The sequence below is a fragment of the Rhizobium ruizarguesonis genome (assembly GCF_012349115.1).
In the GTDB taxonomy this organism is placed as follows: Bacteria; Pseudomonadota; Alphaproteobacteria; order Rhizobiales; family Rhizobiaceae; genus Rhizobium; species Rhizobium ruizarguesonis.
Window position 1 is genome coordinate 187,062 of the sequence record NZ_PQIG01000122.1, and the last position, 25,109, is coordinate 212,170.

General features: G+C 60.6%; 25 protein-coding genes and 1 pseudogene. 17 read left to right on the forward strand and 9 right to left on the reverse strand.

All coding sequences use genetic code 11. The features are described from left to right. Nucleotide 1 precedes the first annotated feature (1 nt). The 3 genes from C3Y91_RS33460 (at nucleotide 2) to C3Y91_RS33470 (ending at nucleotide 4,239) form a co-directional block, all read left to right on the forward strand. Nucleotides 2-991, forward strand: coding sequence for a substrate-binding domain-containing protein (locus tag C3Y91_RS33460; RefSeq protein ID WP_024320230.1), 990 nt, complete (start codon nucleotides 2-4; stop codon nucleotides 989-991). A gap of 542 nt (nucleotides 992-1,533) precedes the next feature. After that, on the forward strand, nucleotides 1,534-2,100 hold the full coding sequence (locus C3Y91_RS33465) for a sugar transferase (protein WP_024320229.1): 567 nt from the start codon (nucleotides 1,534-1,536) through the stop codon (nucleotides 2,098-2,100). 123 nt (nucleotides 2,101-2,223) lie between these two features. Next, nucleotides 2,224-4,239: a polysaccharide biosynthesis protein gene (locus tag C3Y91_RS33470; protein WP_018070768.1), complete on the forward strand. Its 2,016-nt coding sequence runs from the start codon at nucleotides 2,224-2,226 to the stop codon at nucleotides 4,237-4,239. A gap of 28 nt (nucleotides 4,240-4,267) precedes the next feature. Here C3Y91_RS33470 and C3Y91_RS33475 read toward each other — a convergent pair whose 3' ends face one another. The 3 genes from C3Y91_RS33475 to C3Y91_RS33485 all read right to left on the reverse strand — a co-directional run bounded on the left by C3Y91_RS33475 (nucleotide 4,268) and on the right by C3Y91_RS33485 (nucleotide 6,618). Beyond that, nucleotides 4,268-5,566, reverse strand: a complete 1,299-nt coding sequence (locus tag C3Y91_RS33475) for an O-antigen ligase family protein (RefSeq protein ID WP_018070769.1) — start codon at nucleotides 5,564-5,566, stop codon at nucleotides 4,268-4,270. Between the two features lie 339 nt (nucleotides 5,567-5,905). Beyond that, nucleotides 5,906-6,157, reverse strand: a complete 252-nt coding sequence (locus C3Y91_RS33480) for a hypothetical protein (protein ID WP_168576320.1) — start codon at nucleotides 6,155-6,157, stop codon at nucleotides 5,906-5,908. A gap of 56 nt (nucleotides 6,158-6,213) precedes the next feature. Next, nucleotides 6,214-6,618 (reverse strand): DUF2934 domain-containing protein, encoded by a 405-nt coding sequence (locus tag C3Y91_RS33485; protein WP_027688714.1) that lies wholly within the window; start codon nucleotides 6,616-6,618, stop codon nucleotides 6,214-6,216. 276 nt (nucleotides 6,619-6,894) lie between these two features. Here C3Y91_RS33485 and C3Y91_RS33490 point away from each other — a divergent pair, with 276 nt between their 5' ends. Together C3Y91_RS33490 and uxuA are read left to right on the forward strand one after the other, a co-directional pair. Next, the gene (locus tag C3Y91_RS33490) at nucleotides 6,895-7,617 is read left to right on the forward strand and encodes a GntR family transcriptional regulator (protein WP_018070772.1); all 723 of its coding nucleotides are present in this window, start codon (nucleotides 6,895-6,897) and stop codon (nucleotides 7,615-7,617) included. A 42-nt stretch (nucleotides 7,618-7,659) separates the two neighbouring features. Then, entirely contained in the window at nucleotides 7,660-8,847 is a 1,188-nt protein-coding gene (gene uxuA / locus C3Y91_RS33495; RefSeq protein WP_075223723.1) for a mannonate dehydratase, read from the forward strand. A gap of 118 nt (nucleotides 8,848-8,965) precedes the next feature. Here uxuA and C3Y91_RS33500 read toward each other — a convergent pair whose 3' ends face one another. Continuing rightward, nucleotides 8,966-9,613 carry a TetR/AcrR family transcriptional regulator gene (locus C3Y91_RS33500; protein ID WP_024320222.1) on the reverse strand — a complete coding sequence of 216 codons (648 nt, stop codon included), beginning with the start codon at nucleotides 9,611-9,613 and terminating at the stop codon, nucleotides 8,966-8,968. Between the two features lie 136 nt (nucleotides 9,614-9,749). On the opposite strand from C3Y91_RS33500, the gene C3Y91_RS33505 reads away from it, so the two are divergent. Both C3Y91_RS33505 and C3Y91_RS33510 read left to right on the forward strand, forming a co-directional pair. Then, complete coding sequence (locus tag C3Y91_RS33505; RefSeq protein WP_024320221.1) at nucleotides 9,750-10,934, forward strand: HlyD family secretion protein; 1,185 nt, start codon at nucleotides 9,750-9,752, stop codon at nucleotides 10,932-10,934. Between the two features lie 24 nt (nucleotides 10,935-10,958). After that, a complete protein-coding gene (locus C3Y91_RS33510; protein ID WP_024320220.1) occupies nucleotides 10,959-12,548 on the forward strand; it encodes a DHA2 family efflux MFS transporter permease subunit in 1,590 nt (529 codons plus the stop codon). Nucleotides 12,549-12,593: 45 nt separating this feature from the next. On the opposite strand, the gene C3Y91_RS33515 is transcribed toward C3Y91_RS33510, so the two are convergent. Together C3Y91_RS33515 and C3Y91_RS33520 are read right to left on the reverse strand one after the other, a co-directional pair. Next, a complete protein-coding gene (locus C3Y91_RS33515) occupies nucleotides 12,594-13,463 on the reverse strand; it encodes an aldose 1-epimerase family protein (protein ID WP_024320219.1) in 870 nt (289 codons plus the stop codon). Between the two features lie 105 nt (nucleotides 13,464-13,568). After that, nucleotides 13,569-13,898: a DUF6665 family protein gene (locus tag C3Y91_RS33520; RefSeq protein ID WP_029767499.1), complete on the reverse strand. Its 330-nt coding sequence runs from the start codon at nucleotides 13,896-13,898 to the stop codon at nucleotides 13,569-13,571. A gap of 204 nt (nucleotides 13,899-14,102) precedes the next feature. Here C3Y91_RS33520 and C3Y91_RS33525 point away from each other — a divergent pair, with 204 nt between their 5' ends. The 4 genes from C3Y91_RS33525 (at nucleotide 14,103) to C3Y91_RS33540 (ending at nucleotide 17,135) form a co-directional block, all read left to right on the forward strand. Then, complete coding sequence (locus tag C3Y91_RS33525; protein WP_130662957.1) at nucleotides 14,103-15,725, forward strand: ABC-F family ATP-binding cassette domain-containing protein; 1,623 nt, start codon at nucleotides 14,103-14,105, stop codon at nucleotides 15,723-15,725. A 103-nt stretch (nucleotides 15,726-15,828) separates the two neighbouring features. After that, nucleotides 15,829-16,221 (forward strand): VOC family protein, encoded by a 393-nt coding sequence (locus C3Y91_RS33530; protein WP_018484069.1) that lies wholly within the window; start codon nucleotides 15,829-15,831, stop codon nucleotides 16,219-16,221. 60 nt (nucleotides 16,222-16,281) lie between these two features. Further along, entirely contained in the window at nucleotides 16,282-16,872 is a 591-nt protein-coding gene (locus C3Y91_RS33535) for a hypothetical protein (RefSeq protein ID WP_020397458.1), read from the forward strand. Between the two features lie 98 nt (nucleotides 16,873-16,970). Continuing rightward, on the forward strand, nucleotides 16,971-17,135 hold the full coding sequence (locus C3Y91_RS33540) for a DUF1328 domain-containing protein (protein ID WP_003549551.1): 165 nt from the start codon (nucleotides 16,971-16,973) through the stop codon (nucleotides 17,133-17,135). Nucleotides 17,136-17,208: 73 nt separating this feature from the next. Here the strand turns inward: C3Y91_RS33540 and C3Y91_RS33545 are convergent, their stop codons facing one another. Next, nucleotides 17,209-17,574: an EF-hand domain-containing protein gene (locus tag C3Y91_RS33545; RefSeq protein WP_018070783.1), complete on the reverse strand. Its 366-nt coding sequence runs from the start codon at nucleotides 17,572-17,574 to the stop codon at nucleotides 17,209-17,211. A 20-nt stretch (nucleotides 17,575-17,594) separates the two neighbouring features. Then, the gene (locus C3Y91_RS33550) at nucleotides 17,595-17,843 is read right to left on the reverse strand and encodes a YMGG-like glycine zipper-containing protein (RefSeq protein WP_003552191.1); all 249 of its coding nucleotides are present in this window, start codon (nucleotides 17,841-17,843) and stop codon (nucleotides 17,595-17,597) included. A gap of 592 nt (nucleotides 17,844-18,435) precedes the next feature. On the opposite strand from C3Y91_RS33550, the gene C3Y91_RS33555 reads away from it, so the two are divergent. Both C3Y91_RS33555 and C3Y91_RS33560 read left to right on the forward strand, forming a co-directional pair. Then, nucleotides 18,436-18,957 (forward strand): DUF992 domain-containing protein, encoded by a 522-nt coding sequence (locus C3Y91_RS33555; RefSeq protein ID WP_018070784.1) that lies wholly within the window; start codon nucleotides 18,436-18,438, stop codon nucleotides 18,955-18,957. 101 nt (nucleotides 18,958-19,058) lie between these two features. Further along, nucleotides 19,059-19,526 (forward strand): annotated as a pseudogene (locus tag C3Y91_RS33560) (GNAT family N-acetyltransferase). Between the two features lie 38 nt (nucleotides 19,527-19,564). On the opposite strand, the gene C3Y91_RS33565 reads toward C3Y91_RS33560, so the two are convergent. Beyond that, nucleotides 19,565-20,494 carry a LysR family transcriptional regulator gene (locus C3Y91_RS33565; protein WP_018070786.1) on the reverse strand — a complete coding sequence of 310 codons (930 nt, stop codon included), beginning with the start codon at nucleotides 20,492-20,494 and terminating at the stop codon, nucleotides 19,565-19,567. A 73-nt stretch (nucleotides 20,495-20,567) separates the two neighbouring features. Between C3Y91_RS33565 and C3Y91_RS33570 the strand changes: the two genes are divergently transcribed. The 4 genes from C3Y91_RS33570 to C3Y91_RS33585 all read left to right on the forward strand — a co-directional run bounded on the left by C3Y91_RS33570 (nucleotide 20,568) and on the right by C3Y91_RS33585 (nucleotide 25,109). Further along, nucleotides 20,568-21,485 carry a DMT family transporter gene (locus tag C3Y91_RS33570; protein WP_018070787.1) on the forward strand — a complete coding sequence of 306 codons (918 nt, stop codon included), beginning with the start codon at nucleotides 20,568-20,570 and terminating at the stop codon, nucleotides 21,483-21,485. Between the two features lie 97 nt (nucleotides 21,486-21,582). Next, nucleotides 21,583-22,356 carry a DeoR/GlpR family DNA-binding transcription regulator gene (locus C3Y91_RS33575; RefSeq protein WP_018070788.1) on the forward strand — a complete coding sequence of 258 codons (774 nt, stop codon included), beginning with the start codon at nucleotides 21,583-21,585 and terminating at the stop codon, nucleotides 22,354-22,356. A gap of 120 nt (nucleotides 22,357-22,476) precedes the next feature. Then, the gene (gene glpD / locus C3Y91_RS33580; protein WP_024320212.1) at nucleotides 22,477-23,988 is read left to right on the forward strand and encodes a glycerol-3-phosphate dehydrogenase; all 1,512 of its coding nucleotides are present in this window, start codon (nucleotides 22,477-22,479) and stop codon (nucleotides 23,986-23,988) included. Nucleotides 23,989-24,029: 41 nt separating this feature from the next. Then, nucleotides 24,030-25,109, forward strand: coding sequence for an ABC transporter ATP-binding protein (locus C3Y91_RS33585; protein ID WP_024320211.1), 1,080 nt, complete (start codon nucleotides 24,030-24,032; stop codon nucleotides 25,107-25,109).

A 25,109-nucleotide genomic window follows, 5' to 3' on the forward strand; every position in this document is an offset into this window, starting at 1 on the left:
AATGACACAGAATGCACTTCGACTGTCGCATGCCGGGCGCATGGCACTCCTGGCGGGCTCATGCCTTGCTATTGCCAGCGTGGCTCACGCTGCCGATCCGCTCGTGAAGGCTTGCGCCAAGGATGGCGAGTTCGTCATCGGCTTCTCGCAGGCCAACAATGCGGAGCCCTATCGCCAGCACGTCAACGATGAACTGGAGGCCGCCGCCAAGGCAGTCCCGCAGTTCACGCTGCAGATCGCTGACGGCGCGGGCAACGTCAACACTCAGACATCGCAGGTCGACAATTTCATCACCCAAAAGGTTGATCTTCTGTTGATCTCGCCTTTCGAGGCGGCTCCGCTTACGCCCGCCGTCAAGCGGGCAATGGACGCGGGTATCCCGGTCGTCGAACTTGACCGCAAGACGAACGGCGAGGCTGGCAAGGACTACACAGCCTTCATCGGAGGAGATAACTACAAGATCGCGTTGGCCGCCGGCGAATATACGAGCAAGACGCTTCTGCCGGACGGCGGCGAGGCGGCCGTGCTGCAGGGCCTGCCGAGTTCCACACCGGCCGTCGAACGGCTGAATGGCTTCAAGGATGGCGTGAAATCCAACTCCAAGATCCAGATCGTGGCAGAACAAGCGGCAGACTGGTTGCCGGATAAAGCGCAGACCGCGTTCGCCGCGATGCTGCAGGCTCATCCCGATATCAAGATGGTCTATGCCAGCAACGACATGATGGCGGCGGGTGCACTCCTTGCTGCGAAAGGTGCCGGTAAGAGCGTGAAGATCATCGGCACTGATGGCTTGCCAGGTCCGGCAGGCGGGATCGAGGCCGTCGCAAAGGGCGACTGGTCCGCGACCTTCACATATCCGACAGGAGCCAAGGAAGCGATCGACATGGCTAAGTCGATATTGCTGGACTGCGCATCGTCGGTGCCGGCGACAGTAACGGTCGATACCACCGCCATTACGCCCGACAACGCGAAGCAGATGATGGGTAAGTAAAGCTCCAGACTCAACCCGGCCGGTCGCGTCCGTCCAGCCGGGTTGAATCATATCGATTGGGCTGGCGTGCTCGAACTCTTTCGTCGAGCGCATTCCTAAATAGCAGGAGACCCGCTTCAAGGCGCTATCGTGCTCGCGGCTGTATCGTTCAAGAGTTTTTGACCTCTTCTGTTACAATGCCGGCGGCGTCAGACGCAAATCTGGCATTGAAAATCAGAGTTTTCCTACCTCTTTCGCATAGTCGATAGCCGCATCGCGGCAATCTCTGTCGTGCCCTGTGCAAGGCCAAGCCGCTGCTCGGCATCACCGACTCCGAGCGCTGGCCATCTTGAAATGACTTGCTGAGCTTTTATCCCACGGGAGAGCTTTCCGAGGAAGCAGGCTTGTGCTGTTCCCTTCCAATGCACAGGTCGATAATGGACGAAGCCGGCGCATGATAAAACGCCATGCCCTACAGTTGACGCGAAACACTTTTTGACGATACGGCAAACGACAGCGGCGAATGCCGGATCGTCGATCGATGGGCGGAAGAACTTCGGAATATGGATTTGAAACGGGCGATGGATTTCTTCTTGGCTTTGATTGCGTCGGTGATCCTGCTTGTGCCAATCCTTATCGTCGCTCTTTGTGTTCGCCTTACCTCGCCAGGACCGATCCTTTATTGGTCAAAACGTGTCGGCCGTTTCAATCAGATCTTCCTGATGCCGAAGTTTCGCAGCATGCGCGTCAATACACCGACGGTTGCCACGCATCTGCTCGAAAATCCGGATCGGTTTCTGACACCCATCGGCTCGTTTCTGCGCAAATCCAGCCTCGACGAACTGCCACAACTCTGGTGCATTCTTGCGGGGAAGATGAGTTTCGTCGGCCCGCGGCCGGCACTTTACAATCAATATGATCTGATAGAGTTGCGGACGGCCCATGGTGTCGACAAGCTCCTGCCCGGACTAACGGGATGGGCGCAGATCAATGGCCGGGACGAATTGCCGATTCCGGAGAAGGTAAAATTCGATGTCGAATATCTCCAACGTCGCTCGTTCGGCTTCGATATAAGCATCCTCTTTATGACTGCCGAAAAGGTCATCCGCCGTAAGGGAATAAGGCATTAAGCTACCTACTTCTGATAGATCAGCGGTGCGGGAGACTGTGATTTCCGATTATTTCAGTTGCGCTCGTTGGAGAAAATGACAAGAAGGTGGTTGTCTGATTGATCCGCGAGACGCTGGTAAGCAATGCCCGAAAATACCCCCACTGAGACGCCGCGCTCAGGATGGTTCTTAATGCCTATGCAAGCGCTCGTCGCCCCTCTGCTGGCGATGCCGCGGGTTGCCAAACGCGCTCTGGCCTTGCTGCTGGATTCTAGCTTTTGCGTTCTGACGATCTGGCTGGCCTATTGTTTCCGTCTGAACGAATGGACGGTGCTGACCGGCATCCAGTGGTTGCCGGTCTTCGTTTCGCTCTGTATGGCACTTCCCATCTTCATCGTCATGGGCATGTACCGGGCGATCTTCCGTTATGCCAATATGGCTGCTTTCATTACTGTTCTAAAGGCGATCGCCATCTACGGCGTCGCCTTCATGACGATCTTTACCGCCCTCAGCGTCCCCGGTGTCCCGAGAACCGTTGGCATCCTCCAGCCCTTCCTGCTGTTGATTGCCATCGGCCTGTCGAGGTTGAGCATCCGCTACTGGCTCGGGGATGCCTACCAGCGCATCCTTCACAACAATATGCTCGCCAAGGTGCTGATCTATGGGGCAGGGACGGCCGGGCGGCAATTGGCCGGTGCCTTGATCAACAGTGCCGAACTCAATGTCGTCGGCTATCTGGATGATGACCCGCGTCTCAAGGGCGGCATCATGGGTGGTTTGCCGATCTACGACCCCTCGGATCTTCCGGTGCTTGCGGGAGCCCTTGGCGTGCACAATGTGCTTCTTGCTCTTCCGTCTGCATCGCGGCAGCGTCGCAACGAAATCCTGGAACATATCCGTAAAGCCAGGGTCAATGTTCGCACGTTGCCGGATCTCACGGCCCTGGCTCAGGGACGCATCGCCGTCTCCGACATTCGTGAGCTGGAGATTGAAGATCTGCTGGGGAGGGAAGCGGTCGCGCCGCGGCAGGAGTTGCTCGACACGGCGATGCGCAACAAGGTGGTGATGGTCACCGGTGCTGGTGGCTCGATCGGCGGCGAATTATGCCGCCAGATTCTGCGCAACGAGCCTTCCAGCCTTATCCTCCTCGATCAGAACGAGTTTGCGCTTTATAATATCCATGCCGAATTGCGGAAGCTGGCCGAACTGTACAGACACGAAAATCTGCAGATCGTCCCAATCCTCTGTTCCGTCCGCGACCAGGATCGCATGGAACATATCATGCAGAGCTGGCGACCTCAGACGCTCTATCATGCCGCCGCTTACAAGCATGTGCCCCTTGTCGAACACAATGCCGTGGAAGGCATCAAGAACAATGTCATGGGTACGCTGATCACGGCACGCGCAGCGAACAAATGCGGCGTTTCGAATTTCGTGCTGATCAGCACAGACAAGGCCGTGCGGCCGACAAATGTGATGGGCGCCAGCAAGAGGTTGGCGGAGATGGTTCTGCAGGCGCTCGCAGCAGAATCGGCGACCGACAGAACGCGAACGAATTTTTCCATGGTCCGCTTCGGAAACGTCCTCGGCTCCTCCGGATCCGTCGTGCCGCTTTTCCGGCAGCAGATCAAGGACGGCGGCCCCGTTACGCTGACACATCCTGACATAACCCGCTATTTCATGACCATTTCGGAAGCCTCGCAGCTTGTCATCCAGGCCGGCGCGATGGCCGACGGCGGCGATGTTTTCCTGCTCGATATGGGGGAGCCCGTTCGCATTGCAGATCTCGCCCGCAAGATGGTCGAGCTTTCCGGGTTGACCGTCCGCGATGAGAACAATTCCGAAGGCGATATCGAGCTTTCCGTTACCGGTCTCAGGCCCGGCGAGAAGCTCTACGAAGAGCTGCTGATCGGGGATAATCCTGAAACAACCGAACATCCTCGGATTATGAAGGCGCGCGAGGATTTCCTGTCCTGGCCTGAGCTGTCGAAAAGGCTGAACTCGCTCAACGCGGCATTGGACCGGAACGACATGATCGCTGCACGCGCGACGTTGGCAGAGCTTGTTTCCGGCTATTCGTCAACCGGTGAGGTCTCGGATCTGGCTTTCACCGGCGCCGAGCCAATACGTCTGCCTCAGACAATTCAAAGCACGATGTAGGGTCTGCAGGCTCAAGGGGTGCCGGACGTCAGCTCCGAACGACGGGCGCAAAGCACGTGCTGCCGCGATCCACACAAATAAGGGCGACGAGATAGGCGAAGATCGGATCCAAAGCCTTCTGATTGAACATAATGCCAAAGCTGCCCGTTATGACGTAGCTGCTGACAAGCAGAAGAGCGAGCGCAATCGCTAAATCCCGGCCCGGTCCCGCTTCTTTTCTCCACGCGCCTACCACGGGCGTCAGCAACATCAGCGAAAGCGCTGCAATGCCGAAAACGCCGGCGTCGATTCCCGCGGTGAGGAAACCGTTGTGGACATGCGAGTAGGGCAGCTGCGGCCGTATGTTTTCGGGCAGCTCAGCCAAAACCGAAGCCATCCGGTTTTGCGGGCCATAACCCGTCAACGGGTCCTTGCTGATTGCCGATAGTGCGCCTTTGTATAAGGCGAACCGCGCACCGATCGACGTGATCTCGCCGTCACTGCGTTCGAGCGATGTCAGATTCTCCTGAAGCGCCTCGATGCGATGGAGAACCTGGCCGCTGCCCAGGGCGATAAGTCCCGCCAACAGCAAGGAGCTGGTAATAACAAGGCTTCGCAAACTCAGATGGAAGCTGTGTTTGCGAAAATACCAGAGAAAGATGACGACATGGACGGGAATGACCAGCCAGGCCGAGCGCGTTCCCGATAGCAGAACACAGCCTAGGCCGGCGGCATATCCCAATATCGCAATTCTTTGCTCCACGCTTCTGGGAGATTGAACGTTGAGAAGCGCGATGCCGCCGAAAAGAACGCCAATGACGCCCAGGAGTGCAGCGTTCGAAGTCCCGGCCTCTGCCCTCTCCATCAGAAACATGATCTGCAGGAGACTGAAAAGAAAGGTGACGATCATGCCGATGCCTGCGCCGAGGATAAAGAGCGGCACGAGACGGCCATCGGGAGATTGGCGCATCCGCGGCAATATCAGCCAGACCGAAAAGAAAGGCAGGAGCCGGAATATCCAGTCCAGTTCTTCGGAGTAAGGCGGGTTGATAAAAATGCTCGCGATCATCACCAGCGGGTAGATCGACATGCCAATGGCAACCAGCCGGTCGGATCTTGACAGGTTCAAGGCGAGGCTGCCCGTGGCCAGACAGTAGGCGCCCCATACCATCGAGGCCAGCAGGATGAAGGAGTTAAAGTTCGGCGAAAGCCCTGGAAGGATTGCAAAGGCAAAGACCGCAATGCGGTTGTTTCGGTCGAGCGCGCTTCCGGCCTCATTCCCGGGATAAAGCACCGCCATCTTGAGTTGTCTGAAATAATTCACTTTGCCGGTCCTGACCGTAGCCATACTGCCTCGCTAAGGATCGTGATCACGGCTGTCAAGCGGTGATGAGGATGCAATCTGTGGCTTTATTCGACGTGGTATTCCAGCAACAGGCGTCCAGACGGGCATAGTTCTATACTATGATGGGCGGCAAATGAATGCGAGGGCAAGGTCTGCCTCAACAGAAAACACGTCTGAGGTGCGGGCTTGATTGCTCGTCCAGCAGCCGACGGGCATGCCGCGGAGCGAGATGGCGGCCACATCGGGGTCGGCAGATCTACGGCGCTGCGCGTCTTTTTAGACGCGCAAGGGATGCTGTCGCTCTTTGAAGTGCGGCATGATTTTGTGGTTAAGTGGCTGCCGCTATCGCCAATAGGGGCGTGTCGAACCTTCCGCCGCTGATCGACCGAGGAGATAACCGAGCCCGAATGCCAGAATGCCGGTGCCGAGCAACAGCGCGCTTGCAGTGTGCGGATGCTCTCTAACGCCGGTGGTGACTGCATAAGCCTCACGCTTGATCTCTTTGGCCGCAGACTTCGCGACCTTGGTCAATCCCTCCGGTTGTTCGACGGGCGTTCCGGTGAATCCGGCATTCAAGTTCTGTTTGTCGCTCATGTCCGGGACCTTTCTGAAGTTGGCGCGCGATCTGAAATTGGCGCGCGGCGGAAAGTTCAATCCTGCTCGCGTGTGCCGGGTGAGGCTTCGCGTTGGTCCGCATCCTCGAGATCCGTCTTGACGAGGAATGCATCGGTGTGTTCGCGCGAGGCCTCTCGCAGTGCTGCGAGGTTTGGAGGATTGTCGGCTTCACCCTGCTGGGCATCGAGTTCATGCTCGGCGAGAGTCCAGTGATGCCCGTGCTTGCCTTCCGGTCTCCCTTCCTTCTCCCACAGGGAATATGCCCTTTTTCGGATCTCCTCCTCGCGGGCGGCTGGTGGCGACCCACCGCTCTGCCTGTCGCTTTGGTTTGCGGCTCGCCGAGCCATTTTCCGTCCGCCTGCGTCCGCGGCGGGTGGAGCTTCCGGCCGGCCGCCGTCAGCCTTCCCTTCGCTTGTCTTGCGTCGTGCTGGGTTTTTCATGAGCATCTCCTTGGGGATCTCAACCAACTCGGCCGATCTAAGTTCCAAACAAAGAGTGCCTCGGCGCAAGATCGGGCTTCCGATTCCGCGAGGCCTCTGCCGTTCACCCGCGCTTTTACACCGCAATGCCACTCCATGCTTTCGAATCCGTCCGAGCCTGCGGCCCGCGGGCCGATATGCTCAATTCGCGAAGCGCCGAACCCCCAGCGGCATGTCTTGGCAGGGTGATAAAATTGATATACTAGTATGCCAGAAGTTTTAACGTCTCGGTATGTCATGCCCCAAGCATCAGAAACTGAAGTTTTGGTAGCCCCGACGTCGCAGGAGGTCGGGGGCAGGCTGCGCCGCATCACCACGGCCGGCGCCATCTACGATCGCCTCTATGCCGACATCGTGTCGCTGCGGATGCCACCCGGCATGCTGCTGCAGGAAAAGCGGATCGCCGATGAATTCGGTGTCAGCCGCACGCCGGTGCGCGAGGCGCTGCTTAGGCTTTCCGAAGGCGGACTGGTCGATATCTACCCGCAGTCGGGCACCGTCGTGTCGCGGGTGCCGGTCCAGGCGATCCCTGAGGCGGTCGTCGTGCGCAAGGCGCTCGAAGGTACGACCGTGGAGACTGCGGCTCTGACCGCCACCGCCGACGATATCGCCCGTCTCGACGCCATCATTGCCCGCCAGCAAGCCCATGCCGCGACCGGCAATGCCTCTAGCTTCCACGAGGAGGACGAGGCCTTCCACGAGGCGATCGCGCAGATATCAGGTTATCCCGGCATCTGGACAATTCTGAAAACGGTCAAGGTGCAGATCGACCGGGCACGGCGGCTGACGTTGCCGGTGCTCGGGCGCATGGATAACGTCGTGCACGAACACATCATTATCCGCGATGCGCTCGCCGCTCACGATGCGCAGGCTGCACGCAGCGCGATGATCCATCACTTAAGCGCCGTCATTCCCGATGTCGACGAACTGCGCGCGCGTTACCCCGATTATTTCTGCTGACGGCAGGCCAACACGAAACGAAAGACTTAGGGAAGGAAGAAAATGCGACAGGGTTGGAGATGGTTCGGACCAGAAGCGCCGGTGACGCTGGATGATGTCCGCCAAACGGGCGCGACGAATATCGTCTCTTCGCTGCATCAGGTGCCGATTGGCAGGGCCTGGACGGAGAAGGAAGTGCGCGAGCGCCAGTCCCTGATCGAGACGACGCCTGGCGACCGCTCGCCGCTCACCTGGTCGGTCGTGGAAAGCATCCCGATCCCCGATGCCGTCAAGCGCAAGGGCGGGGAGGCGAAGGCCGAAATCGAGGCGTGGATCGCCAGTCTCGAAGCGGTCGCCGCCTGCGGCATTCCGATCGTCTGCTATAATTTCATGCCTGTCGTGGACTGGACCCGCACCGACCTCGATTACGTGACGCCGACGGGCGCCACCGCCATGCGCTTCGATCACGAGCGCTTTGCAGCCTTCGATCTCTTCATCCTGGAGCGACCGGATGCGGCACAGCACTATTCACAGGAGGACCGCGAGCGGGCCCGTGTCGTCTTCGAGGCGATGTCGGACGAGGAGATCGCCGACATCACCCGCATCATCACCTCGGCTCTGCCGGGGTCGACTACCGAACCTCTGACCATTCCGGCCTTCCGGGAAAAGCTGGTCGCCTATAGCGGTATCGATGCCGCAAGATTGCGTCGGCACCTGATCGAATTCCTGGAGGCTGTGACGCCGGCTGCCGAAGCGCGCGGTGTCAAGCTGACACTGCATCCCGATGATCCGCCGCGCTCGCTGTTCGGCCTGCCGCGCATCGCCTCGACGGCCGATGATTATGCCGCGCTCTTCGATGCCGTGCCATCGGCGGCGAACGGCATGTGTTATTGCACGGGCAGCCTCGGCGTGCGCGCCGAGAACGACCTGCCGGCGATCGCCCGGCGCTTCGCCTCGCGCATCCACTTCGCCCATCTGCGCGCCACGACGCGCGAGGGCGACGGCCGGACGTTTCATGAAAGCGCGCATCTGGAAGGTGACGTCGACATGGTCGCGGTGCTTCAGGAACTGGTGGCGGAAGACCGCCGGCGCAGTCCCGAAAACACCATCGTCTTCCGCTCGGATCATGGCCATCGCATGCTCGACGATCTCGATAAAGTCGTCACACCAGGCTACCCGGCCATCGGCCGCATGCGCGGCCTTGCCGAACTGCGCGGCATTCTGCATGCGCTAGGGGCGCCGCCGACCTGAGGGTGTCCTCGAACGGCATCGTGTGACCTTGGCGAATTGGGCTGCTGCGGGGCAAGCTTCTTCACGCGCCGGCTCGCTCGTAAGAAAAACCAACGCGCTCTGAAGCCCGAGCGATGCTTCAGAGCGCGCAACCTTTCAGGAAAAGATCGGCGCACATCTTCGCCCGCGCCTGGATCGCCTCGATCTTCGGCGGCGGCTCCTGGCGCAGGATCGCCGCGCGCTGCGGCTCCATGGTCATCATGCCGCGCAGCATGCCGCAGGCCAAATGCGGATCGTCGAGTGCAATGAGGCCGCGGTCGACCTGCAGGCGCAGCCAGTTTTCCATCAGCGCATTGGTGCGCAGGATCGCCTGTTCGTAGAAGGACGTAGCGATCTCCGGAAAACGGTCCGACTCGGCGATGACGAGCCGCATGATGGTGACCGTATCTTCTGAAAGTGTCAGCATGCCATAGGCCATCAGCATGCGCTCCAGCCCTTCTCTCAGATCGGCGGCGGCAAGCATCGGGGGATCGAGCGCCAGCAGGAAGCGGCTGATACGCTCGGAGACCACGCTCGCGAAGAGATCGGCCTTTGTCGGGAACAGCCGGTAGAGCGTCTTTGTGGAAACACCAGCCTCCTGGGCGATCGTGGCGATGCTTGCCGCCGCGTAGCCGTTCTCGTGAAACTGAGTGTCCGCTGCTTCGACGATCAGGCTCCTGGTGTCGTCGTCACAGCGTATCTGCGGCCTTCCGCGCGGCCTTCTCTCAATTTGTTGATTTTGGACCATGATGATTTTCCAAATTCCCATTGACATCCATTTTATAGTGCATATTTTGGAAAACATCAAGTTTCCTAAATAGGATTTCACTTGAATTCAGAGGCCGCAGCCCAAGAGACGGCGACCCGTCATCCGGAGAGAGACAATGACCATCAAGAAGCTGCATGCCTTGAACAACAATACCGCCGTCGAAACCACCGCCGAAGCCGCTCCCGCAAGCCTCGACGCCGGCAAGCCGCCGCGCATCACTGAGGTCGCCGCCCCCGTTGCCGAAGAAAAGCCCGCCCGCAGGCGCGGCGGCCGCTCCCTGCTTCTCGGCGCCACTGCGCTCGTGCTGATCGCCGCCGGCGCCTATTACGGCCATGATTACTGGACGGTCGGCCGCTTCCACATCTCGACCGACGATGCCTATGTGAAGGCTGACAGCAGCACCATCGCCCCCAAGGTATCAGGCTATCTCGCCGAGGTGCTTGTCATGGACAACGAGACCGTCAAGGCCGGCCAGCCGCTCGCCCGTATCGACGACCGCGACTTCAAGGCTGCCCTCGATCAGGCCAGGGCCGATGTCGCCGCCGCGGAAGCCACCGTCAACGCCAGGCAGGCTTCGCTCGATATCCAGCAGTCGACTATTACTGCAGCCCGCGCGACCGTCGATGTTGACCGCGCCAACGAGACCTTTGCCGAGCAGAACAACAAGCGTTATTCGAACCTTGCCACCAGCGGCTATGCCCCGGTCCAGACGGCGCAACAGGCCGCCTCGCAGATCGCTGCCGCCCAGGCCACCATTATCCGCGACACCGCCTCACTCGACGCCGCCGTCAAGCAGGTCGACCTGTTGAATGCCGAGCTTGCCCAGGCAAAGGCAGCACTTGCGAATAGCCAGGCCGTTCAGCATCAGGCCGAGCTCAACCTTTCCTATGCGACGATATCAGCTCCTGTTGACGGCACCATCGGCAACCGGACGCTGCGCGTCGGCCAATATGTCCAGGCCGGCACCCAGCTGATGTCGGTCGTACCGACGACGGCTGCCTATGTCATCGCCAACTACAAGGAAACCCAGCTCACCGACGTCAAGGCCGGCCAGCCTGTCGATATCGAGGTCGATATGTTCCCGGGCCGCACCTATCACGGCCATGTCGATAGCCTCGCGCCGGCAAGCGGCCAGGAATTCGCCCTGCTGCCGCCCGACAACGCCACCGGCAATTTCACCAAGGTCGTCCAGCGCATTCCAGTGAAGATCGTGCTCGACGGCGACGCCGCCGAAAACGGCGACCTGCGCCCCGGCATGTCGGTCCAGCCTAGCATCGACACCAAGAACGACCGCAGCTAGGCCGGGGGACGAGGAGTTCGTGTCATGTCCACCATCGCAGCAACAACAATCGCCCTCCCGCAGCCGAAAACCGGCGCCAGCACCAGGGAATGGATCGCCGTTCTCGCCGGCATGATCGGCGCCTTCATGGCGATCCTCAATATCCAGATCACCAATGCCTCCCTGCTCGACATCGAGGGCGGCATCGGAACAGGCGTCGACAACGGCGCCTGGATCTCGACCTCCTACCTGATCGGCGAGATCGTCGTCATTCCGCTGACAGCCTATTTCAGCAGCGTCTTCTCGTTCCGCCGCTATATCCTCGTCAATTCCGTGCTCTTCCCGCTGTTTTCGATTGGTTGTGCCTTCGCCCATGATCTCGGCACGATGATCGTGCTGCGCGGCCTGCAGGGTTTTGCAGGCGGCGTGTTGATCCCCATGGCCTTCACCATGGTGCTGACCAAGCTGCCGAAACACCAGCAGCCGCTCGGCCTTGCGGCCTTCGCGCTCTCGGTCACCTTCGCACCGGCGATCGGTCCGACCATCGGCGGTTATCTTACCGAAAATTACGGCTGGCAGACGATCTTCTTCATCAACGCCATCCCGAGCGCCATCATGGCGGTCGCCCTTGCCCTGACGCTCGACAAGCAGCCGATGCAGCTCGGCCTGCTGAGGGAAGGCGACTGGGCCGGGATCATCAGCATGGCGATCGGCCTCTCGGCGCTGCAGACGGTGCTCGAAGAAGGCAACAAGGAGGACTGGTTCTCCTCACCCTTCATCGTCAAGCTCAGCATCCTCGCCTTTGTCTTCCTCGTCGCCTTCATCTGGATCGAGCTGAGGGTGGAAAAGCCGCTGGTCAAGCTGCGCCTGCTGAAGCAGCGCAACTTCGGCATCGGCGTTGCCGTCAACGTGCTGGTCGGCGTCGCCCTCTTCGGCACCGTCTATATCCTGCCGCAATATCTTGGCCAGGTGCAGCGCTACAATGCCGAGCAGATCGGCAACGTGCTGGCCTGGACCGGCCTGCCGCAGCTGCTTCTGATCCCCCTCGTCCCGATGATGATGAAGCGCTTCGATGCACGTTACATCGGCTTCCTCGGCATCTCGATCTTTGCGATCAGCTGCTTCATGAACATTACGCTGTCGGCCGATACCGCAGGCGACCAGTTCTGGATTCCGAACATTGTCCGCGCCATCGGCCAGGCCCTGGTGCTGACGCCGATCACCGCCATCACCACCGCCGGCATCGCCCCTTCGGATGCTGCCGCCGCCTCGGGCCTCACCAACATGCTGCGCAATCTCGGCGGCGCCGTCGGCACGGCCACGCTCGGCACGGTGCTGACCAAACGCGAGCAGTTCCACTCGAACATCATCGGCCAGTCGGTGACGCTCGGCCGTGACGAAGTTCGCACCCGTCTCGACCAATTGACCGGCTACTTCCAGCAGCATGGTGTTTCCGATCATGCCGTCGCAGCCCAGAAAGCCGTCGTGGCGCTTGGTCAGGTCGTCAGACGCCAGGCCCTCATCCTCGGCTTTGCCGATACCTTCGCCGTCATCGGCGTGGTTCTTGCCATTGCAGCCGTCGCCCTGCTGCTCACCCAAAAACCGCGGGCCGGCGGTGGCGCCGGCGCTCACTGAAACTAGCGCTCACCGGACTTCCCGGCGAGCGCCTTCTGCTGTCTTTTATTGCGGGATTTCGACCGCGAAGGAAAAGCTCGCCACGGCGCCCGGCGCCAGGATCGTGGTCGATGGCCTCTTCGATAGCTCGCTGGAGCCCCCGGCTTCCGCGGCCGTTCCATGCCAGGGCTCGATGCAGAGGAAGGGCGCTCCGGGCTTGGTCCACAGCGCAAGATTGGGCAGGTTTTCGAAATGGAAGTGCATGGTGGGCCCGCCTTCGGCGCCGTAACTCAAGCCTTCGCCCGCACCACGCGGGAAGATCATTGCATCCTGCTCGAACATCGAATGATCGAGCACCAACCGGCCGGCATCGAATGGCGAGGGTAGGGGCGCGGGATTGATGAGACCACCTCCCAGCCGCACCAGCGCCGGCTCGCCTTCATTGTCGAGCGTGACGATATGGTCGCGGCCGGCCGCACCGGGCAATGGCCATGCGAAGGCCGAATGGAAGCCGAGGCCGAACGGCATCGGCTTCGGGTCGCGATTGGTGACCTCCGCCGTGACAGTCAACGCGCGGCCCTCGACCGCATGCACGACGGCCAGCTGAAATTCGAACGGATAGACCGCTCGCGTCGCATCCGAGGCGACCAATTCGAAGCGGCACATCGTCTCGGAGGAGGCCGCAAGCGCGAATTCGCTGCGGCGGGCAAAACCATGCTGGGACATCGGATAGACCGTGCCGTCGATCGCGATCTTGTCATCAGGCGCCTTGCCGACGATCGGAAACAGGATCGGAGACCGCCCGGTCCAGAAGGCCGCGTCACCGGTCCATAGCCACGAGCGTCCGTCGCTTGACCTGAGCGCCTGCATCTCGGCGCCGAGGGAGGAGACATCGACGGTGAGATCCTGATTCCCGATCCGGATGGAGATTGGCATCGCGTTTCCCTTTCGAATTGGTGCGGCACCAAGCCATACCGTTCCGCACGGGGGATTTCCACCCAATAGAGGGGCGGGACGGCAGCACAGCAGCCGCTGCCCTCGTCATTTCCTGATCGCGCCCAATCTCGCGATCACTTCGTTTGGGATGCCGTAGCGCTGGATGGCGTCGCGGTTGTTCCGCAAGCCGCAGATCTCGCGCTGGATGAAGAACGCCCAGACGGCGTCGGATGCGTCGTTGAGAAGCCTCTCGCGGTCTTCGCCGCTCTGGCGGTCGGCAGTCCAGGCCTTCAGGGCGGCAAGGGCAGTCTCCACCTTCAGCCCGTGACGTCCGAGCGAATCCGCGCGTTCCGACATCAACTCGTATTCGAGGACGTTGAAGCCGTTTCTATCCTGCTCGGATTGTCTGAAGGATTGCGGCGGACGAACGCTCATTGGCACAGGTCTCCGTTGGCGTGAGCCGCGATATTAGCCAATCCTGTTGCAAATTAAAGAAGTGGGCATGATGTCGTTCGAAAACCGCTCACGCCTTTCGGCATCATACTCTTGATCGAGAGGGTGGGAAACAGGGCTATCCCCCGGTTTCCCCGCATGGCATAAGCGCGCCAAAATCTCCTTCTCCAGGCTCCCGCGCAAACCATGATCCGTATCGAAAATATCAGCAAGCAGCTCAGCCACCGCATCCTCTTCATCGAGGCGTCCGCAGCCCTCAATAGAGGCGAGAAGATCGGCCTCGTCGGTCCGAACGGCGCCGGCAAGACGACCGTCTTCCGGATGATCAACGGCGAGGAGCAGCCCGACGAGGGGCAGGTCTCCTGCGAGAAGGGCGTCACCATCGGCTATTTCAACCAGGATGTCGGCGAAATGGCCGGCCACAGCGCCGTCGCCGAGGTGATGAATGGCGCAGGTCCTGTCAGCATCGTTGCCGGCGAATTGCGCGAGCTCGAGGCGGCCATGGCCGATCCCGAACAGGCCGATAACATGGAGGAGATCATCGAGCGCTACGGCGAGGTGCAGGCGCGCTACGAGGAGCTGGACGGTTATGCGCTCGAGGGGCGCGCCCGCGAAGTGCTCGCGGGCCTGAGCTTCAGCCAGGAGATGATGGACGGCGATGTCGGCGCGCTGTCGGGCGGCTGGAAGATGCGCGTGGCGCTCGCCCGCATTCTCCTCATGCGCCCCGACGTCATGCTGCTCGACGAGCCGAGCAACCATCTGGATCTGGAAAGCCTGATCTGGCTGGAGGAATTCCTGAAAGGCTACGAAGGCGCGCTGCTGATGACCTCGCACGACCGCGAGTTCATGAACCGCATCGTCACCAAGATCATCGAAATCGACGGCGGCACGCTGACGGCCTATTCCGGCGACTACGAATTCTACGAGCAACAGCGGGCGCAGAACGAGAAGCAGCAGCAGGCCCAGTTCGAACGCCAGCAGGCGATGCTCGCCAAGGAAATCAAGTTCATCGAGCGGTTCAAGGCACGCGCCTCGCATGCCTCGCAGGTGCAGAGCCGCGTGAAGAAACTGGAGAAGATCGACCGGGTGGAGCCGCCCAAGCGCCGCCAGATCGTTTCCTTCGAGTTCCAGCCGGCGCCGCGCTCCGGCGAGGACGTGGTCAACCTGAAGAACGTCCACAAGAAATACGGCAGCCGCAGCATCTATGAGGGGCTCGACTTCGTCGTGCGGCGGCGGGAGCGCTGGTGCATCATGGGCATCAACGGCGCCGGCAAATCGACGCTGCTGAAGCTGGTGACGGGTTCCACCGCGCCAGACCAGGGCAGCGTTGCGCTGGGCGCCAGCGTCAAGATGGGCTATTTCGCCCAGCACGCCATGGATATTCTCGATGGCGAACGCACCGTCTTCCAGATGCTGGAAGACCAGTTTCCCCAGGCGGGGCAGGGGCCTTTGCGCGCGCTGGCCGGCTGCTTCGGCTTCTCCGGCGACGATGTCGAGAAGCGGTGCCGGGTCCTATCCGGCGGCGAGAAGGCGCGGCTGGTCATGGCGATCATGCTGTTCGACCCGCCGAACCTGCTCGTGCTCGACGAGCCGACGAACCATCTCGACCTCGACACCAAGGAAATGCTGATCAAGGCGCTGTCGCAATATGAGGGCACCATGCTCTTCGTCTCGCACGACCGGCATTTCCTGGCAGCACTCTCCAACCGGGTGCTGGAACTGACGCCCGACGGCATCCACCAATATGGCGGCGGCTACACGGAATATGTGGCTCGCACCGGCCACGAGGCGCCCGGCCTCAGGAGCTGACAGCTTTTTTTTGCGGCGGCATGTCGAAACCGTGAGGCTCGAAGCGACCAGCAGAGAGCCGGCCGGCGCTATCGACTGAATGGCCGGAGCAACGGAGGAAGAGATGTCCATGCTGTTAGACAGGATCGAGGTTATCACCCTGTTCGTCGATGATATCGACGAAGCCAAAGCCTTCTACCAGAAGGTCTTTGCACCTGCGTCCGTCTATGAGGACGCGGTGTCCTCGGTGCTGAAATTCTCAGGGACGATGGTCAACCTGCTCAGGGCGACGGAAGCGCCGCAACTGGTCGAGCCATCGGCGGTGGCGGCACCGGGTTCCGGCGCGCGCATCCTGCTGACGATCAGGGTCGATGACGTCGATGCGGTCTGTGCGGAGCTGCGCAAACTTGGCGTCACCCTGCTCAATGGTCCCATCGATCGTCCCTGGGGCCGCCGCACCGCGGCCTTCGCCGATCCGTCGGGCCATGTCTGGGAAATCGCGCAAGAACTGCATTAGGCTGTGGTCGCCAAGGACGAAAGTCGGCTCAATGGTGGATATTGCGACCGCCTTGCCACGATGATGACCAAATTCCGTGGTGTTCGGAACCCTCTTCATGCAATCGGGGACGGGCGCATCCGCATGGACTGGATCAATCGCTATATCGATCAGCCGCTACTGCACGGCGCGGCGGGCTTGCTGCGCAGCTGGCACATCCGCACGCGGCAGCCGCCGGAGCTGCTGGAGCCGACATGGAATCTCGTCGTGCTCTCCTTTCTGTTCTTTGCGAGCGGGCAGGTCATGTCGGGCAAGCCTTTCGCACTCAGCGTCGTCGCCCTGATCATGCTGGCGCTGCCTTCCGCGCGAAAACTGCTTTCGGCGGTAAAGGCACGAGGAAGCGCCTATGGCGCCCGGGAATACAAGTCGCTGAGAGCACGTGCCATCGCCAAACGCGAGGCGGAGTGGTCGGTGCGGATCATTGTTCTCTTCGCATCCGCCTGCCTTCCCTTCATCGCCCGTATCGACGATCCGGTGGGAGCCTATTTCTTGCTGGGCGCGAGTGTCTGGTTCGTGCTGACCGGACCGCTCAAGACCTATCTCGATGCCGCCGAGCCTCCCGAGCCGACTGAAGGCGACCGGATGTACAAAGGCGTGTTTCATTTCGGCTGAATAAGCTTATCCGAAGACCGGTGCACCGCCTCAAGGCGGGCAGGGAACCAAACCGGGCCGTCTCCGTTATCTCCGCAGCAAACGCAAAGGAGATCGCGATGCTTTATTACGCTCTGGTATTTCTCGTTGTGGCCTTGATTGCCGGCGTCCTCGGATTTGGCGGCATCGCAGGCGCTTCAGCTTCTATTGCCCAGGTTCTGTTCTTCATTTTCCTGGTGCTGTTCGTCGTATCGCTCGTCATGCGGCTGATGCGAAAAGTATGACGCGGACAGATCGAGCGTTAAAAACCCGGCGAAACACTTCGCCGGGTTTTTCTGTACCGTTGCATTTCATTGACTATTGAAGGTTTCCGTTCCGGTCGTGGTCGGCCGTCGCGAAATCCGCCATCACCCGCTGCATGAACTCGCTTTTGTTGATGCGGCCGTCTTGGTTGGCGTCCGTCAGGGTGAATTGCTCGACGGACAGGATCTGCACCGTCTCGCCGGCCTGCAGGTTTCCGTCCTTGTTCTTGTCGAGGCTGACAAAAGCCGTGCCCATGAAGGTTTCGTATTCCGAGCGGTCGACCGTCTTGCTGGTATTTGCGTCAAGCCGGTCCATCTGGCCCTGATACATCGATCCGGGCTGTTGGGGCTGCGGTTGCTGCGCCATTGCGCCAACGCATTGGCACAATATGAATGTGGTCACCAAAGCCAAGGTTTTCATCGCGTGATCTCCCTCCCGAATTAGCGGCAAGCCAGCCGGTTGCCGACGTAACCGCCGCCGCCGATGCCGGCGCCGACAGCAAGCACCTGCCCGGTTCCGGCGCCGATCGTGCTGCCGATCAAGCCGCCGACAATCGCGCCGCCGACGGTTCCCGCGATGCAGCCGAATTCGGAATTACGATCCGAGACGGCCTGCGACGTCGGCCCGGACTGGCAGGCGGAGACGGCAAGGCATCCCGCCAGTATGATATTTGTCCTGCGTATGCGCATCTTTCCCTCCCGATAAATTGCCCGCTATCTCCAATAGAGATCGCCGGGCGTGCGATTGTCCGGCCCCCGCGAAAATATCGCCTGATTATATTTCTCAAATTCAGACTTAGTTTCTGTTCGAACAGAAGCAGAATTCCGGAAAACAAGCGGAAATTCTGCGGCAATGCCAAGACATCATGCCGTTTCCTCTCCAAATACAGTGTCGCATGGAGAGTATTTCAAAAATAGTACAGCTATCTATACGGCATGGCAACCTGCGCGATCATCGATTGCCTATGCAAATAGGGGTGCCTGCGATGTGCATGATACCGCTCGTTGAGAGTTGACAGCGATCAGGATCGTGCCTTTCCGGCAACCATCGCTGACAACATCGTGAAATAACCGGATGACGCGAAAGGATGCCTTCGAAATGTCCCAATGGGGGCTGAACCGTGACTGTGTTTGTCGCTAGCGCCCTCCCACGCGCTTTGACATGCGATGCGTAAGTGATGCCGGTTCGGGATCCGTTTTGCGGTTCCGTCCGTTATCTGTTGCCGAATCTGGTGGCGAGTAGCCGGGTATGCTCCCGTCGCGATTTGAGAAGGAGAGACTTATGAAGAAAATTGTTGCGACGGCGTTTGCCGCGGTATCGTTGACGCTTGTTGGCGCAGGGGCGGTCAATGCCGCTGACCTCGTCACGAGGACATATGAAGAGCCGGACCTGCGCAATGGCGTGAAAATCGGCTACCTCACCTGCGATATTGGTGGCGGCACGGGTTATGTGCTTGGTTCATCCAAGGAAGCTGATTGCATCTTTCAGTCGACCGTCGGCAACGAACTTTCGGATCGTTATACCGGCGAAGTGAGAAAACTTGGCATCGACCTCGGCTTCACCACGCGCAGCCGCTTGATCTGGGCGGTGTTTGCGCCGACGGCCGGCTATCACCGCGGATCGCTCGCCGGCCTCTATGTCGGCGCCACAGCCGAAGCGACGCTCGGCGCCGGTGTCGGCGCCAATCTCCTGATTGGCGGCACCTCCGGTTCGATCCATCTGCAGACGGTCAGCCTCACCGGTCAGCTCGGCCTCAACGTTGCGGCCGGCAGTGCCTCGATGACGCTGACGGCAGCGAATTGATATGCCTTTTTGGCGCCTCCTGCCGCATGGCGGCAAGGGGGCGCCACCTCTTCTGAGGAGCGATTTCGCGCCCTCGCACGCCCAAGCCGGATCACGACATCATGGATATTCGAATAGCAACGCCCGACGAAGACGAGGTCTTGGTGGGGCACTATCTGAAGATCTGGGACAGCTACGGCACACCACCGGAACGCTACAGGCCAGATGCAGCGGCACGGATCTTGTCGTTCATCAGAAGCGGTCGCGATGAGCGCCGGCTGACCTCGTTCCTTGCCATCGTCGACGGTGACATTGCCGGCTCCGCATCCTGCCAGCTGCACCAATCGCCATTTCCGGAGGTCATCCGGCCGGAACAGCGGCTGCACGGTTACATATGGTCCGTCTATGTCTGAGGCGCTTTCCGCCGGCGCGGCATCGCACTGGCGCTGACCAACAAGGCTGTCGACTATCTGAAGTCGATTGGCTGCACCACCGTCGTCATTCATGCCTCGGATCCAGGCGAACCCGTCTATCGGGCCGCTGGTTTCGAACTGGCGAAGGAAATGCGCCTGAAGATTTCGGAGGGGTAGCGACCAGCGATCGCCGAAGCCGCCGCTGGGCTTTTGGCCTACGCTTTCACCCTACCGGGTGCGACAAAGGCGGCAATCGTTGTCTCGTCATGGCCGGCCTCGCGCAGAAAGCGGCTGGCGAATTCGATGGCAGGGCTTCTAAGCGCATCGTCCGGTCTAATCAGGTGAAAGGCCACATGGTAATCGAGCGTCCGCTCCGAGACAGTGACGACGCGCCCGGCCGCCAGCGCGGCATCCGACAGCGGCGGGCGCGCGAGCGCGATGCCGAGCCCCTGCGCACAGGCATCGATCACCAAATTATAGTCCTCGAAGCGCCGGTCGTGGCCGCGCGGCGTATAGTCGACACCTTCACGGGAGAGCCAGCGGCGCCAGCCTTCAATATTCGAATCATGCAGGATTGGCATCTCGAGCAGCGAAAGGGCATCGGAGCGCTGCCCGAGCCGGTCCGCCAGCATCGGGGCGGCGATCGGAAACGATTTCTCCTGCCAGAGCGGCAGGGCACGCACGCCGGCCCACGGCCCCTTGCCGCAACGAATGGCGAGATCCGTGCCTTCGCCGAAATCCGCCAGCCGGTGTTCGAGCGTCAGCTCGACATGCAGCTCGTTTCCTTCGAGCTTCGGCAGGCGCTGAAACAGCCATAGAGAGGCGACGGAGGGCGTCACCGAAAGGCGCACCACCACCTTGTTACGACGAGGCAGCCAGCGCTCGCCGCTATTGCCGAGGAGCGCAAGTGCCTCCTCCGCCCGCGCGAAGAACCGCATACCTTCCGGCGTCAGGCGCACGCCCCGGGCTTCGCGCGCAAACAGGCGCACACCCATCCAGCGCTCCAGGCGCGAGACCTGCCGAGATACCGCCCCGTGGGTGATGCCGCTTTCCTCCGCCGCGGCCGAAAACGATCCGAGCCGGGCGGCACGGGCAAAGGTCTCGAGCGTATCGAGCGGCGGAAGGACTGGCGAGCTGTGAACCATACGCACATTTGATCATCGATTGCGATGCTTTTCAAGCACGCATGGAAGGCCTAATCCACTGTCGCAGGAACATATGGAGGCGAAAATGAGCATGGCAGCAAGCGCACCGATTTCGACGAAACAGCAAGGCGGGTTTGATCTGGTGGCCTTTGCGGCGATCCTCGTCACCATCCTCTTCTGGGCGTCCTCCTTCGTGGTGATCCGTATCTGCCTCGGACCGCTGACGCCGATCGAACTGGCGACGGCCCGCTATGTGGCAGCCGGTGTCATCGCCCTCGTCTATCTCGTTATCTACCGGCCGATACCGGAAAAACGCGATTTCGTCCGTCTCGCCGTTGCTGCCGTGCTTTTCATTGCCGCCTATGCGGTTCTGCTGAACACTGGCGAGCAGACCGTTGCGGCAGGACCGGCGAGCTTCATCATCAACACCATGCCCGTCTTCACCGCCCTCATTGCCACATTCGCGCTCGGCGAGCGCTTCGGCCGCTGGGGCTGGGCCGGCACCGCGGTTTCCTTCGGCGGCGTGGCGCTGATTGCGGTCGCCTCCGACGGCGGTTTCAAGCTCGATCCAAATGCCGTCCTCATCCTTGGCGCAGCGCTTTGCTCAGCGATCGCCAGCGTGTTGCAGAAGCCGCTGCTCGGGCGGCTGCCGGCGCTTGCCGTCACTGCCTGGATCCTGCTGATCGGTTCCGTGCCGCTGTTTCCAGCCGTTCCGGCGACGATCCAGGCGCTGGCCGCCGCACCGGCGGAAGTGAACTGGGGCGTTGCCTATCTGGTCATCTTCCCGACCGCGATCGGCTACCTCACCTGGGCGATCGCCCTGAAGCGGCTGACGGCCGCCCGCGCCTCGAATTTCCTCTACGGCGTTCCGCCGGTCGCCACGCTGATCGGGTTCGTCTGGCTGGGCGAAACACCGACCGTGCTCGGCGCAATCGGCGGCGTCATGGCAATCTTCGGCGTCCTGGTCGTCAACGTCATGCGGAAGCGGTAGCGTCAAATTCGGGCGGTGAAGGCGGATTGGCAACAGTTAGGCATTGCGCCGCCGTTCGCTTTCTTTAAAACGAAAGCAGATCGAAAGGCGCACGCTCATGTTTTTGACCGACCGGCAAACCGAAATCGTGGCGATTGCGAAATCGAGCGGCAGGGTTCTGGTCGAGGAGCTCGCCTCCCGCTTTTCGGTGACGCCGCAGACGATCCGCAAGGACCTGAACGATCTCTGCGATGCGCAGGTGCTGACACGCATCCATGGCGGCGCCACATTTCCGAGCGGAACGGAGAATGTCAAATACGAAGCGCGTCGCCAGATCGCCGCTTCCGAGAAACAGGCGATCGGCATTGCGACGGTCGAACTGATCCCGAGTGGTGCCTCGCTCTTCATCAATATCGGAACGACGACAGAGGCGGTGGGTGAGGCGCTCGCCAACCATCACGAGCTGATGGTAATTACCAATAATATCAACGTTGCCAATAGATTACGTCTTTTTCCGGCAATCGAGGTGGTGATTGCCGGCGGGGTCGTGCGCGGTTCGGACGGCGGGATCGTCGGTGAGGCGGCCGTCGATTTCATCCGCCAGTTCAAGGTCGACTATGCCGTGATCGGCGCGTCGGCGATCGATATTGACGGCGCGCTTCTCGACTACGATTTTCGCGAAGTGAAGGTCGCTCAAGCAATCATCGCCAATGCCCGACATGTCATTCTCGTTGCCGATTCGACGAAGTTTGAACGCACCGCACCAGTCAGGATCGGCCAGCTTTCCCAGGTTCATACCTTCATCACCGATCACTGTCCGGTGCCGTCGATCCGCAATCTCTGCCTCGAAAACAATGTGAAACTAATCGAAACCAACGGCAGATTTCGCTAGGCAGCCACCTCCACCAAACATTCGTTTGACATTCGGATCTCTTTCGTTTTAACTGATGTTACTTTCGCAATTGCGCAAATTTTGTGCGATGCGAAATCGACAGCGGGCTCGGAGGGGGAATTGGGCCGAAATATTCACGACATATTCGTCATCGGCGGCGGCATCAACGGTTGCGGTATTGCACGCGATGCCGTTGGGCGTGGCTATTCGGTGGCGCTGGCGGAGATGAACGATTTCGCCTCGGGCACCTCGTCGGGCGCCACCAAGCTGATCCATGGCGGCCTGCGTTACCTCGAGCATTACGAGTTCCGCCTGGTGCGTGAATCGTTGATGGAACGCGAGATCCTCTGGGCGATGGCGCCGCACATCATCTGGCCGCTGCGTTTCGTGCTGCCCTACCACAAGGGCGGCATCCGTCCGGCCTGGCTGATCCGGCTCGGCCTCTTCCTCTACGACCATCTCGGCGGTCGCAAGCTGCTGCCGCCGACGTCCGTGCTCGACATGCGCCGCGATCCGGCCGGCAAGCCGCTGAAGGCGCTGTTTGCCAAGGCCTTCGAATATTCCGACGGCTGGGTCGACGATGCCCGCATGGTGGTGCTGAACGCCCGCGACGCCGCCGACAAAGGGGCAACGATCATGCCGCGCACCAAGGTGGTGTCGGCAAGGCGCGAGAACGGCCTGTGGCATATCGAGACCACCGATACCCTCACCGGCCGCAATGACAGCCATCAGGCGCGCATGCTGGTCAATGCCGCCGGTCCCTGGGTCGATCATGTCATCCGTTCCGCCTTCGGCCAGAACGAAGCCCACCATGTCCGCCTCGTCCAGGGCAGCCACATCGTCGTGAAGAAGAAGTTCGACGATGTGAGAGCCTATTTCTTCCAAAATCCCGACAACCGCATCATCTTCGCCATCCCCTACGAGGGCGACTTCACCCTGATCGGCACCACGGATCGCGACTACACCGCCGATCCCAAGGATGTCAGGATTTCGGAGGAGGAGACGGTCTATCTCTGCAATGCGGCGTCGGAATATTTCAAGGAGCCCGTCAGGCCGGAGGATATCGTCTGGACCTATTCAGCCGTCAGGCCGCTCTATGACGACGGCGCCTCGAAGGCGCAGGAGGCGACGCGCGACTATGTGCTGAAGCTGGAAGGCGAAGGTGCCGCGCCGCTGCTCAACGTCTTCGGCGGCAAGCTCACCACCTATCGCCGGCTTTCCGAACATGCGCTGGAGAAGATCGGTGCCGCAATCGGCGTCAAGGGCGCTCCGTGGACGGCCAAAAGCCATCTGCCGGGCGGCGACTTCCCGGTCCGCGGTTACGAGACACAGGTTGACAAGCTGAAGCGGCGTTATTCGTTCCTCGCCGATCGGCATGCCCGCCGGCTGGTGCGGCGCTACGGCACCAAGGCGGAGCTGCTGCTTGGCGATGCCGGCGGTATCGACGATCTCGGACGGCTCTTCGGTGGCGATCTCTATGAGGCAGAGGTCACCTATCTCGTCGAACATGAATGGGCCCGGCACGCCGAAGACGTGCTGTGGAGGAGAACAAAGGATGGTCTGCGCCTTTCGAAGGAGCAGGCCCAGTCACTGGAGGAGTACATGGCTGCCATGCCGGCGATGGCCGGGTAGGAGCCATGTGGTCCCCGCTGCGTGGAGGCACGGGAACAGGAATGCTGGAACTGCGAAACGCCGCCAAGATGGTGGGCGCGGACTATCATATCTATCCGACCGATCTGGTTCTCGAGCGGGGCACGCTGAACGTCCTGCTCGGGCCGACGCTCGCGGGTAAAACGTCGCTGATGCGGCTGATGGCGGGGCTTGACCGTCCCACAGGCGGCTCGATCCATTTCGACGGCGCCGATGTTACCGGCATGCCGGTGCAGAAGCGCAATGTCGCCATGGTCTACCAACAGTTCATCAATTATCCGGCATTGACGGTCTACGAGAATATTGCCTCGCCGCTGCGGATTGCCGGCAAGGATGCCAAGATCATCGATCTGGAGGTACGCAAGGCTGCCGAACTTCTGAAACTCGCCCCTTATCTCGATCGCACGCCGCTCAACCTCTCGGGCGGCCAGCAGCAGCGCACGGCGCTTGCCCGTGCACTCGTGAAGAATGCGAGCCTTGTTTTGATGGACGAGCCGCTCGCCAATCTCGATTACAAACTGCGCGAGGAACTGCGGCAGGAATTGCCGCGCATTTTCGCCCTGTCCGGCGCGATCTTCGTTTATGCCACGACGGAACCCTCCGAAGCCTTGTTGCTGGGCGGCAATACGGCAGCGCTCAGCGAGGGCCGGATCACCCAGTTTGGCCCGACGGTCGAGGTCTATCGCCATCCGCTCGATCTGACGACGGCGAAAACCTTTGCCGATCCACCGCTGAATTTTATTGATCTCATCAAATCGGCAGGCAATTTCCTGCGCGACGGCGCTGTGATTTTTGCCGTGCCGCGGCATCTTCAGAACGTGCCAGACGGGCCGGCAACGATCGCGTTTCACCCCCATCATCTTGCACCAACCGCCCAGACGGCTGATTCGGCGCGGCTGACAGCACGGACACAGATTTCGGAGATCACCGGGTCGGAAAGTTTCGTGCATCTGCAATTTGCCGACACCCGCTGGGTGATGCTTGCGCACGGCATCCACAATGTCGACCCGGACACGGATCTCTCCGTTTTCATCGATACGCGCCACCTGATGGCGTTCGGCGCGGACGGCCGGGCGATCACCACTGCCAGGCAGGGGGGCTAG